Below are 10,833 nucleotides of genomic sequence, written 5' to 3'. Positions count from 1 at the left end.
CTGCCGGGGCAACCGAGTACGTCCAGTACACGGCAGCCCCGGCAGCACGCCGAGGCATGGCACCGGACGACGCGGACCTGACCGACAAGATCCGAAAGAGACGACCTAGTAGCCCCAGCGCGCCTGGCTGCCGTCCTGGCGGCAGTGGATCATCCGGCCGTTCCCGGCGTGCGTGGAGCGGCCGATGTCGGCCTTGCGGCAGAACTGGCCCGCGTTGTAGCAGTTGCCCGCGTTGGAGACGATCTCGCACTCGGCGGCCACCGGCTGGGTCGGCGGCGCCGGGGCCTTGGTCGTGGGCTTGGGCGCCGGCTTCGGCGCGGCCTTGGTCGCCGGCGCCGTGCTGGGCGCCTTCTGGTCGGTGCCCGGGGCGGGAGCGGTGGTGGCCGGCGGGGCCGGCGCCGCCGTGGGCGTGGGCGAGGCCTCCGGGGGAGTCGGCGAGGGGCTCGGACTCGGGGAGGCCGTGCTCGGGCTCGCCGACGCGAGGGTCGGCGGCGCGGACACGGCGGGCCCCTCGGTCGCCGCCGGACCGCAGGCGACGGCCGCGCCCGCCACCAGGAGGGCGACCAGCGCCCGCCGCAGCCGGCCCCCCGGAGGTCTGTGGCCTCTGCCGCCTCTGTCGTCTCTGCCGTCTTCGTCGCCTCGGCCGGCGTCGCTGCTGCTGCTTCCGGTGTGCGCGCTGCGCATGTGTACCCCCACCTGGAACCGCTGAAAGGAGGCACATCATATGAACGGCGGTCCGGCTCCGCCGGGTTTCGCCGGAATCGTGATGCAGGCCCGGTGGAGGAACGCCTCAGGGCGCCGTGACGTGGTCGATGAGGTGCTCCACCGCGCCCAGCAGGGTCGGCTCCAGGTCCCGGTACGAGCCCACGCGCGACAGGATGTGCTGCCAGGCGGCCCCGGTGTTCTCCGGCCAGCCCAGGGCCCGGCAGATGCCCGTCTTCCAGTCCTGGCCGCGCGGGACCACCGGCCACGCCGGGATGCCCAGGGCGGAGGGCTTCACGGCCTGCCAGACGTCCACGTACGGGTGGCCCACGATCAGCACGTCCGGCGAGGTCACGGACGCGGCGATACGGGACTCCTTCGACCCGGGCACCAGATGGTCCACCAGGACGCCCAGCCGGGCGTCGGGGGCCGGACCGAACTCGGCCACGACGGCCGGCAGGTCGTCGATGCCCTCCAGGTACTCCACCACCACGCCCTCGATCCGCAGGTCGTCGCCCCAGACCCGCTCCACCAGCTCGGCGTCGTGCCGGCCCTCGACGTAGATCCGGCCCGCCCGGGCCACCCGGGCGCGGGCGCCCGGAACGGCGACCGACCCGGACGCCGTGCGCGCCGGGGCCGCCGGTGCCCGGGGCGGGCGGACCAGGGTGACGACGGTCCCCTCCAGCAGGAAGCCCCGCGGCTCCATCGGGAACACCCGCCGCTTGCCGAACCGGTCCTCCAGCGTGACCGTGCCCGCCTCGCAGGCCACCACCGCGCCGCAGAAGTCCGTACCGGCGACCTCGACCACCAGGTCGGGTTCCGCCGCCACCTCCGGTACGGCCCGGGGGCGCTTCCACTGCGGGGTCAGGTCGGGGGAGTACTCGCGCATCCGGCCGACAGTAGGAGAGCGGTGGCCGTCATGCCTCCGACACGCCGAAACGGGCGGCCAGTGTGGCGCGTTGCTCACGGACGAAACCCGCGGTGACCACCGCTCCGTGACCCGGCACGTACAGGGCGTCCTCCCCGCCCAGGGCCAGCAGCCGGTCCAGGGCCGCGGGCCACTGCAGGGGCACCGCGTCGCTGCCCGCCTGCGGTTCGCCGGACTCCTCCACGAGGTCCCCGCAGAAGACGACCTCCCGTTCGCCGGGGACGAAGACGGCCAGGTCGTACCCGGTGTGGCCGGGGCCGACGTTGGCCAGCAGCACCTGCACGCCGCCGAGGTCCAGGGTCCACTCGCCCGAGACCTGGTGGCGGGGCACCACCAGGGAGTCCGTCGCCTCGGCGGCTTCGGACCCGGCGAGCCCCTGGCGCACCGCGTCCTCGCGCAGCTCCTCGCGGCCCAGTGACAGCACCGCGTCCAGGCCCACCGCGCCGTAGATCTCGGCCCCGGCGAAGGCGGACGCCCCCAGCACGTGGTCGAAATGTCCGTGGGTGAATGCGATATGGGTCACCCTCCGGCCCGTCAGCCGCTCCGCCTGTTCCCGCAGCTCCGCCCCCTCCCGGAGGCAGGAACCCGGGTCGATCAGGAGCACCGAGTCGTCCCCCACCACCAGTCCCGCCGTGCAATCCCACACCGGGAGGCGCCGACGGCCGGCCCGCCCGGTCAGCTCTTCCCAGCCCGCCTCTTCCCAATGCACGTCCATGCGGCGACGCTACCCTGGCGGGCCGCCCTTGCCAGGGTCTTACTACCCGGCCGTACACTGAGCGGGGGTTCTCTGGCACTCGAACGCTCAGAGTGCCAGACAGCAAGCAGCGAGCAAGGCAACGGACCACAGCTGGAGGTGTGCGCGATGCTCAGCGAACGCAGACTCGAAGTGCTGCGCGCCATCGTCCAGGACTACGTCGGGACGGAGGAGCCGGTCGGCTCCAAGGCGCTCACCGAGCGGCACCGGCTCGGCGTCTCGCCCGCCACCGTGCGCAACGACATGGCCGTGCTGGAGGAAGAGGGCTACATCGCCCAGCCCCACACCAGCGCCGGCCGGATCCCCACCGACAAGGGCTACCGCCTCTTCGTCGACAAGCTGGCGGGGGTCAAGCCGCTGTCGTCGCCCGAGCGCCGGGCCATCCAGAACTTCCTCGACGGGGCCGTCGACCTCGACGACGTGGTCGGCCGTACGGTGCGGCTGCTCGCGCAGCTCACCCGGCAGGTCGCCGTCGTCCAGTACCCGAGCCTGACCCGGTCGACCGTCCGGCACGTGGAGCTGCTCTCGCTCGCGCCCGCGCGCCTGATGCTCGTCCTGATCACGGACACCGGACGCGTCGAGCAGCGGCTGATCGACTGCCCGGGCCCCTTCGGGGAGACCTCCCTCGCGGACCTGCGGGCGCGGCTCAACAGCAGGGTCGTCGGCCGCCGTTTCACCGATGTGCCCCCGCTCGTCCAGGACCTGCCCGAGTCCTTCGAGGCCGAGGACCGCGGCACGGTCTCCACCGTGCTCGCCACCCTCCTCGAAACCCTGGTCGAGGAAGCCGAGGAACGGCTGATGATCGGCGGAACCGCCAATCTCACCCGCTTCGGACACGATTTTCCCCTGACGATCAGGCCTGTGCTCGAAGCACTGGAGGAGCAGGTCGTGCTCCTCAAGCTGCTCGGCGAGGCCAACGAGTCGGGAATGGCCGTACGGATCGGGCATGAGAATGCCTACGAGGGACTGAACTCCACGTCCGTCGTCTCCGTCGGTTACGGTTCGGGCGGCGAAGCAGTCGCCAAACTCGGCGTGGTCGGACCGACCCGCATGGACTACCCCGGAACGATGGGAGCGGTACGCGCAGTGGCACGTTACGTCGGACAGATCCTGGCGGAGTCGTAAGTGGCCACGGACTACTACGCCGTTCTCGGCGTGCGCCGCGACGCATCGCAGGACGAGATCAAGAAGGCCTTCCGCCGCCTCGCCCGTGAACTCCACCCGGACGTGAATCCGGACCCGAAGACGCAGGAGCGCTTCAAGGAGATCAACGCGGCGTACGAGGTGCTCTCGGACCCGCAGAAGAAGCAGACCTACGACCTCGGCGGCGACCCGCTGTCCGCCTCCGGCGGCGGCGGTGCGGGCGGCTTCGGCGCGGGCAACTTCGGCAACTTCTCGGACATCATGGACGCCTTCTTCGGCCAGGCCTCGCAGCGCGGACCGCGCTCGCGGACCCGCCGCGGCCAGGACGCCATGATCCGCCTCGACCTGGAACTGGACGAGGCGGCCTTCGGGACCACCAAGGACATCCAGGTCGACACGGCCGTGGTGTGCACGACCTGCTCCGGTGAGGGCGCCGCCCCCGGCACCTCCGCGCAGACGTGCGACATGTGCCGCGGCCGCGGTGAGGTCTCGCAGGTCACCCGGTCCTTCCTGGGCCAGGTCATGACCTCGCGTCCCTGCCCGCAGTGCCAGGGCTTCGGCACCGTGGTCCCGACGCCGTGCCCGGAGTGCGCCGGTGACGGCCGGGTCCGCTCCCGCCGCAGCCTCACGGTCAAGATTCCGGCGGGCGTCGAGAACGGCACCCGCATCCAGCTCGCGGGCGAGGGCGAGGTCGGCCCCGGCGGCGGCCCCGCCGGCGACCTGTACGTGGAGATCCACGAGCTGCCGCACCCGACCTTCCAGCGGCGCGGGGACGACCTGCACTGCACGGTCACCATCCCGATGACCGCGGCGGCACTGGGCACCAAGTGCCCGCTGGAGACGCTGGACGGCCTGGAGGAGATCGACATCCGGCCCGGCACCCAGTCCGGCCAGTCGATCCCGCTGCACGGGCGCGGCGTCACCCACCTGCGGGGCGGCGGCCGGGGCGACCTGATCGTCCACGTCGAGGTCACCACCCCGAGCAAGCTGGACGCCCAGCAGGAGGAGCTGCTGCGCCAGCTGGCGAAGCTGCGCGGCGAGGAGCGGCCCACGGGTCAGTTCGCGCCGGGGCAGCAGGGCCTGTTCAGCCGCCTGAAGGACGCCTTCAACGGTCGCTGACCGGTCCGCCGGACCGTTGCGCGGGCCCGGCCCCGGGGAGCTCCCGGGGCCGGGCCCGTCGCTTTGCGGCCGGCCCCGGACGCGGCCGTACGGGGCCCCGGGGAAGCGGACTATGCCAGGCGAATGCAGTGATTCGGTGCGATGAGCGGGACATGGCACGATGCAGTCCATGTCCACCGCACTGAACGGTCTCTCCCCCTACCCGGTCGTGCAGGCTCCCATGGCGGGCGGCGCCTCGTGCCCGCCGCTCGCCGCCGCCGTGTGCGAGGCGGGCGGGCTGGGCTTCCTGGCCGGCGGCTACAAGACCGCCGACGGCATGTACCAGGAGATCAAACAACTGCGCGCGCTCACCCGCCGCGCCTTCGGCGTGAACCTGTTCATGCCGCAGACCGGATACGTGGACCCGGCCGCCGTGGAGACGTACCGGGGCCAGCTGGCGGGCGAGGCGAGCTGGTACCAGGTCTCCCTCGCCGCCGAGGACATCATGGGCACCTGCGACGACGGTTACGAGGCCAAGCTCGCCATCCTCCTCGAAGACCCCGTCCCGGTCGTCTCGTTCACCTTCGGCTGCCCCTCCTCCGCCGTCGTCGCCTCCCTGCGCAAGGCCGGTACGCACAGCGTCGTCACCGTGACCTCCGTCGAGGAGGCCCGCGCCGCGCAGGAGGCGGGCGCCGACTCCGTCTGCGTCCAGGGTGTGGAGGCCGGCGGTCACCAGGGCACCCACCGCGACGACCCGCAGGCCGACGGCACGGCCGCGGTGGGGCTGCTCGCGCTGGTGGCCCAGGTCCGCGAGGCCGTGGCCCTGCCGATCGTCGCCGCGGGCGGACTGATGCGGGGCTCGCAGATCGCGGCGCTGCTCGCGGCGGGCGCCGAGGCGGCCCAGCTCGGTACGGCCTTCCTCGCCTGCCCCGAGTCCGGGGCGCACCCGCTGCACAAGAAGGCCCTGACGGACCCCCTGTTCGTGCGCACGGAGCTGACCCGGGCCTTCTCGGGACGGCCGGCGCGGGGCCTGGTGAACCGCTTCATGCGGGAGCACGGGCCGTACGCCCCGGCCGCGTACCCGCAGGTCCACCACATGACCTCGGGGCTGCGCAAGGCGGCCGCCGCGGCCGGGGACCCCCAGGGCATGGCCCTGTGGGCGGGCCAGGGGCACCGGCTGGCGCGGACCCTGCCGGCGGGTGAACTGGTCGAGGTGCTGGCGGCCGAACTGGCCGAGGCGCAGAGCGCGTTGAAGGTGTTGCAGATGAGGAGTGCGTCATGACCGCCCCCGTGTTCGTGGTCGAGGAGGTCCCGGCGGGACCGGAGTACGTCCTGGAGGGCCCCGAGGGCCGGCACGCGGTGTCCGTGAAACGGCTGAACCCGGGCGAGGCGGTGGTCCTCACCGACGGCCGGGGCGGCTGGGCGGAAGGGGTCGTGAAGTCCGCGGAGGGCAAGGACCGGCTGACCGTGGCGGTGTCCGCGGCCGGACGGGAACCGGAGCCCCAGGTCCGCATCACCGTGGTCCAGGCCCTCCCCAAGGGCGACCGGGGCGAACTGGCCGTCGAGACCATGACCGAGACGGGCGTGGACGCGATCGTGCCCTGGCAGGCCTCGCGCTGCATCACGCAGTGGCGCGGCGACCGGGGGGCCAAGTCCCTCGCCAAGTGGCGGGCCACGGCCCGGGAGGCGGGCAAGCAGTCCCGCCGCGTCCGCTTCCCCGAGGTCGCGGAGGCCCTGTCCACCAAGCAGGTCGCGGCGCTGCTGGCCGGGGCCGACCTGGCGATGGTCCTCCACGAGGACCGCGACGCGCCCTCGGGAGCCCTGGCCACGGCCGAACTCCCGGACTCGGGCTCCGTGGTGCTGGTGGTCGGCCCCGAGGGCGGGGTCTCCCCGGAGGAGCTGGCCGTCTTCGCCGGGGCCGGCGCGCTCCCGTACCGGCTGGGGCCGTCCGTGCTGCGGACCTCGACGGCGGGCACGGCGGCGACGGCGGTCCTGCTGGCCCGCACCGGACGCTGGTCGTAGCCCCGCGGCCTGATGGGCGGCCCCGGCCTGACCGGCCGGGCTCCCGGGCCCGGGGATACGATGCCGGGACCGATCAACGACATGGAGGCGAAGCGATGGCCGGGGAACCGCAGGCCGACTGCCTGTTCTGCAAGATCGTCACGGGGGACGTCCCCGCGACCGTGGTCCGGGAGACCGAGACGACCGTGGCCTTCCGGGACATCAACCCGCAGGCGCCCACGCACGTCCTCGTGATCCCCAAGGTGCACTACCCGGACGCCGCCTCCCTGTCCGCCGCCGAGCCGGCCGTCGCGGCCGACATACTGCGCGAGGCCGGGCAGATCGCCCTGGACGAGAAGATCACCGAGCACGGCTACCGGATCGTCTTCAACACCGGTGCCGGCGCAGGCCAGACCGTCTTCCACGCCCACGCCCACGTCATCGGCGGCCGCGGCCTCCAGTGGCCCCCCGGATAGACCGTGTCCGTACGCGAGTTCGTGGTGCTGGGCACTGCCAGCCAGGTGCCCACCCGCCACCGCAACCACAACGGCTACCTGCTGCGCTGGGACGGCGAGGGCATCCTCTTCGATCCCGGTGAGGGCACCCAGCGCCAGATGCTGCGGGCCGGGGTGGCCGCCCACGACATCAACCGGATCTGCATCACCCACTTCCACGGTGACCACAGCCTCGGCCTCGCCGGGGTGATCCAGCGGATCAACCTCGACCGGGTCCCGCACCCCGTCACCGCGCACTACCCCGCCTCGGGGCAGAAGTTCTTCGACCGGCTGCGGTACGCCACCGCGTACCGGGAGACCGTCGAGCTCCAGGAGGAACCCGTCGCCGCGGACGGCATCCTGGCGCAGGGGCCCCCGTACGTCCTGGAGACCCGCAAGCTCTCGCACCCCGTGGAGTCCTTCGGCTACCGCCTCAGCGAGCCCGACGGGCGCCGCATGGTCCCCGAACTGCTCGCCCGGCACGGGATCAAGGGGCCGGACGTGGGCCGGATCCAGCGCGAGGGACGGCTCGACGGGGTCACCCTCGACGAGGTCAGCGAGCACCGGCCCGGACAGCGCTTCGCCTTCGTCATGGACACCCGGCTCTGCCCCGGCGTGGACGAGCTCGCCGAGGGCTGCGACATGCTGGTCATCGAGTCGACCTTCCTCGACGAGGACGTGCAACTGGCCGCCGACCACGGCCACCTCACCGCCGGACAGGCCGCCCGGGTGGCACGGGACGCGGGCGTACGGCACCTGGTGCTGACGCACTTCTCGCAGCGCTACGGCGACCCGTCGGAGTTCGAACGCCAGGCGCGCGCGGCGGGCTTCGAGGGCGAACTCACCGTCGCCGCCGACCTCGTGCGGGTCGCGCTCCCCAAGCGCCCCTGACGCCCGGCCGGTCAGACCTGCGCCCGGGCCCGTTCGCGGGCCCGGCGGGCAGCCGGTGAGAGCAGCAGGATCCGGCGCGGCAGGCGGCGTACGGAGACCTCCGCGACCCGCAGTTCGGCGGCGCCGACCCGCGGCACCGCGCCCGACGGGGTGCCCGCGCCCGCCGCCAGCACCGCGGCCGGGGCCCCGCCGCGGCGGCGCACCGAGCCCGCGGTCAGCGGGCGCCCGCCCGTGTGCAGGGCGACGGCGGTCATCGGCCCGGCCACGGCCAGCAGCAGTCCGCCCAGCACCAGGCCCATGCCCGGGAAGCCGGCCCCCTCGGCGAGCAGGCTGCCGGTGACCGGCCCGCAGGCCACGCCGAGCGAGGAGGCGGAGCCCGCCAGCACCGCCCAGCGGCCGCGCGGGTCCAGCGCCGCGGCGAGGCCGATGGCGTACGACAGGACGACCGGGTAGAGCGCGTTCCACAGGATCTCCCCGGCCGCGAAGGAGCCGAGGCCCCGCGCCGAGGAGGAGAGCACCACGCAGCAGGCGATCAGTGCCGTGCCGACGCCGATCGGTACGGCCCGGCCCAGCCGGGCGCCGAGCGCGGAGGCGGCGCTCACCCCGAGCAGGCCCGCGCCGAGCGCCGCGGCGAAGACCATCCCGAGGGTGACCTCCGACAGACCCGCCTGCTGGGCGCCGATCCGGCCGCTGACCCCCCACAGGGCGTTCTGCGCCAGCGACCACAGCATCAGGCACCCCGCCAGGACCACCCCGGCGCGCGGGTACGGCAGCCGTCCCCGGCCCGGCTCCGCGCCCCCGCCGCCGCAGGCAGCGGCGGCCCCGGGCCCGTCCAGGCGGCCGGTGGCGGGCCAGACCGCCGCGGCGACCAGCGCGATGGCGGCGAACGGCAGCCCGTGCCCGCCCCCGAGCCGCGGCAGGGTCAGGTAGAGCGCGCCCGCGGCCGCCGAGACGGACAGCAGTCCAAGGGCGGAGGTGCGGTGCGGGTCTCGCTGACCGGCGATCCCGGCAGCGGCCACGGCGGTCGCCGTACCGGAGCCGAAGCCGCCGACGACCGCGCCCACGACGACCAGCGGCAGCAGCGTGCTCGCGGCGGCGGTCCCGTAGCCCGCGACCGCGAGCAGCAGCCCGAGCCGCGCCAGCGGGCGGGGGCCGTGGCGCGGGATGCGGGAGGCGAGGGTGAAGCCGGCCGTGGCGGACCCGAGCAGCAGGGCCGTGCCGATCACGCCGGCCTGTGCGGGGCTCAGCGGGAGATGGGCGTCCAGGCGTCCGACGACGGTCGGCAGGAGGTACGGGGCGGCGTAACCGGCCGTGAAGAGGGCCACCAGGGGCCAGGCGGCGGGCGGCGCGGAGGCGCGGGGGAGCACGGGCGTTCCTGGTGGTGCGTGGTGGGCCGGGGACACCGCGGAGAGAGGGCGGGGCCCATGTCTATCAAGCGGCCTGATGTGAAGAAAAGGGCATTCTGCCGGTGATCTGCGACACACTGGGTTTTGCGCTCGTCCTGGACGGGCAGGGCTCGCAGCTTTCCACTGAAAACCCTCATGCAGGAACGACCCTTCAAGAGCAACGGGGAGTGCACCGTGACCAGTCGGGACAGCTATGAGAGCCGCGCCGCAGCAGTGGACCCGCTCGGTCCGCTGCGGGACCCCCAGGAACCGGGCTGCGACGTCTTCCTGACCGGGACGGTCTTCCTCGACATCATCTTCACGGGCCTCGACTCGGCGCCGGTGCGCGGCACGGAGTCCTGGGCGCGCGGCATGGGTTCCTCCCCGGGCGGCGTGGCCAACATGGCCACCGCCCTGGCCCGGCTCGGCCTGCGCACCTCGCTGGCCGCGGCCTTCGGCGACGACCACTACGGCGAGTACTGCTGGGACGCGCTGGAGCAGGGTGAGGGCATCGACCTGTCGATGTCGCGGACCGTGCCCGGCTGGCACAGCCCCGTCACCGTCTCGATGGCCTACGAGGGCGAGCGCACCATGGTCTCCCACGGCCACGAGGCACCGCCCCCGGCGGGCCCCGGGCCCTTCCCGCAGTGCCCGCCGCTGGCCCGCGCCGCCGTGGCCTCGCTCGGCCCGGGCCGGGGCGAGCCGTGGATCGGGGAGGCGGCCCGCCGCGGCTCGCAGGTCTTCGCCGACGTCGGGTGGGACGAGAGCGGCCGCTGGGACCTCTCGGCCCTGGCCGACCTGGAGCACTGCGAGGCCTTCCTGCCCAACGCGGGGGAGGCGATGCGGTACACGCGGACCGACTGCCCGCGGGCGGCCGCCCGGGCGCTGGCCGAGAAGGTGCCGATCGCGGTGGTGACGATGGGCGCGGAGGGCTCGTACGCGGTGGACGGACGCACCGGGGAGACGGCGCACGTCCCGGGGATCACGGTGGACGCGCTGGACCCGACGGGGGCCGGGGACGTGTACGTGGCGGGCTTCGTGACCGGCACCCTGGCGGGCTGGCCGCTCGCGGACCGCCTCGCCTTCGCGGGGCTGACGGCGGCCCTGTCGGTCCAGGAGTTCGGCGGCTCCCTGTCGGCCCCCGGCTGGCCGGAGGTGGCCCACTGGTGGCGCTCCGCACCGGAGGCGCTGCGCGGCCGCTACGGCTTCCTGGACGACCTGATCCCGCAGGGCTCGACCCCGGCCGAGCGGCGCCGGGCGGTGCCGACGATCGGCTTCCGGCACTCCGCCTAGTGCGGGCCGCCGGTACCGGCGCCGGTACCGGCCCCGGTCCGCGGGGAAAACCCCTCGGGGAAGCAGGGGCGGAGACGTACGCTTGGTAGTCCGGAGGCCGTCGATCGGCGCGGCCCTTCAGCGGGAGGTATGTGCAGGCCACAG

At 74.1% G+C, this 10,833-nt stretch carries 11 protein-coding genes; 7 read left to right on the top strand and 4 right to left on the bottom strand.

All coding sequences use genetic code 11. The features are described from left to right. Positions 1-105: 105 nt before the first annotated feature. The 3 genes from IO30_RS42500 to IO30_RS0137910 all read right to left on the bottom strand — a co-directional run bounded on the left by IO30_RS42500 (position 106) and on the right by IO30_RS0137910 (position 2,345). Positions 106-684 (bottom strand): hypothetical protein, encoded by a 579-nt coding sequence (locus IO30_RS42500; protein ID WP_031150936.1) that lies wholly within the window; start codon positions 682-684, stop codon positions 106-108. A gap of 106 nt (positions 685-790) precedes the next feature. After that, the gene (locus tag IO30_RS0137915) at positions 791-1,591 is read right to left on the bottom strand and encodes a DUF3097 domain-containing protein (protein ID WP_031150934.1); all 801 of its coding nucleotides are present in this window, start codon (positions 1,589-1,591) and stop codon (positions 791-793) included. A 28-nt stretch (positions 1,592-1,619) separates the two neighbouring features. Continuing rightward, complete coding sequence (locus IO30_RS0137910; protein ID WP_031150932.1) at positions 1,620-2,345, bottom strand: MBL fold metallo-hydrolase; 726 nt, start codon at positions 2,343-2,345, stop codon at positions 1,620-1,622. A 147-nt stretch (positions 2,346-2,492) separates the two neighbouring features. On the opposite strand from IO30_RS0137910, the gene hrcA reads away from it, so the two are divergent. From hrcA to IO30_RS0137880, 6 genes are all read left to right on the top strand, one after another. Next, the gene (gene hrcA, locus IO30_RS0137905; protein ID WP_031150930.1) at positions 2,493-3,509 is read left to right on the top strand and encodes a heat-inducible transcriptional repressor HrcA; all 1,017 of its coding nucleotides are present in this window, start codon (positions 2,493-2,495) and stop codon (positions 3,507-3,509) included. Next, entirely contained in the window at positions 3,510-4,646 is a 1,137-nt protein-coding gene (gene dnaJ, locus IO30_RS0137900) for a molecular chaperone DnaJ (protein ID WP_031150928.1), read from the top strand. A 169-nt stretch (positions 4,647-4,815) separates the two neighbouring features. After that, entirely contained in the window at positions 4,816-5,907 is a 1,092-nt protein-coding gene (locus IO30_RS0137895) for a nitronate monooxygenase (protein ID WP_031150926.1), read from the top strand. Further along, positions 5,904-6,647 carry a 16S rRNA (uracil(1498)-N(3))-methyltransferase gene (locus IO30_RS0137890; protein WP_031150924.1) on the top strand — a complete coding sequence of 248 codons (744 nt, stop codon included), beginning with the start codon at positions 5,904-5,906 and terminating at the stop codon, positions 6,645-6,647. The genes IO30_RS0137895 and IO30_RS0137890 overlap by 4 nt, the downstream gene beginning before the upstream one ends. Positions 6,648-6,742: 95 nt before the next feature. Next, positions 6,743-7,102: a histidine triad nucleotide-binding protein gene (locus IO30_RS0137885; RefSeq protein WP_031150922.1), complete on the top strand. Its 360-nt coding sequence runs from the start codon at positions 6,743-6,745 to the stop codon at positions 7,100-7,102. A 3-nt stretch (positions 7,103-7,105) separates the two neighbouring features. Beyond that, complete coding sequence (locus tag IO30_RS0137880) at positions 7,106-8,011, top strand: ribonuclease Z (protein WP_031150920.1); 906 nt, start codon at positions 7,106-7,108, stop codon at positions 8,009-8,011. Positions 8,012-8,022: 11 nt separating this feature from the next. Here IO30_RS0137880 and IO30_RS0137875 read toward each other — a convergent pair whose 3' ends face one another. Then, positions 8,023-9,378 (bottom strand): hypothetical protein, encoded by a 1,356-nt coding sequence (locus IO30_RS0137875; protein ID WP_051902834.1) that lies wholly within the window; start codon positions 9,376-9,378, stop codon positions 8,023-8,025. A gap of 213 nt (positions 9,379-9,591) precedes the next feature. On the opposite strand from IO30_RS0137875, the gene IO30_RS0137870 reads away from it, so the two are divergent. Further along, positions 9,592-10,689: a carbohydrate kinase family protein gene (locus IO30_RS0137870; RefSeq protein ID WP_051859432.1), complete on the top strand. Its 1,098-nt coding sequence runs from the start codon at positions 9,592-9,594 to the stop codon at positions 10,687-10,689. Positions 10,690-10,833 lie beyond the last annotated feature (144 nt).

Origin of the sequence: Streptomyces xanthophaeus, assembly GCF_000725805.1 — a bacterium.
GTDB lineage: Bacteria > Actinomycetota > Actinomycetes > Streptomycetales > Streptomycetaceae > Streptomyces > Streptomyces xanthophaeus.
Note: the sequence above shows the minus strand (reverse complement) of the source record. Positions and strands in the feature narration are given on the sequence as shown.

Bases quoted from the DNA above. Each gene is read 5' to 3' on its own strand.
- IO30_RS0137910 (WP_031150932.1), bottom strand. From the start codon at position 2,345: ATGGACGTGCATTGGGAAGAGGCGGGCTGGGAAGAGCTGACCGGGCGG.
- IO30_RS0137890 (WP_031150924.1), top strand. From the start codon at position 5,904: ATGACCGCCCCCGTGTTCGTGGTCGAGGAGGTCCCGGCGGGACCGGAG.
- IO30_RS0137895 (WP_031150926.1), top strand. From the start codon at position 4,816: ATGTCCACCGCACTGAACGGTCTCTCCCCCTACCCGGTCGTGCAGGCT.
- IO30_RS42500 (WP_031150936.1), bottom strand. From the start codon at position 684: ATGCGCAGCGCGCACACCGGAAGCAGCAGCAGCGACGCCGGCCGAGGC.
- IO30_RS0137885 (WP_031150922.1), top strand. From the start codon at position 6,743: ATGGCCGGGGAACCGCAGGCCGACTGCCTGTTCTGCAAGATCGTCACG.
- IO30_RS0137915 (WP_031150934.1), bottom strand. From the start codon at position 1,591: ATGCGCGAGTACTCCCCCGACCTGACCCCGCAGTGGAAGCGCCCCCGG.
- hrcA (WP_031150930.1), top strand. From the start codon at position 2,493: ATGCTCAGCGAACGCAGACTCGAAGTGCTGCGCGCCATCGTCCAGGAC.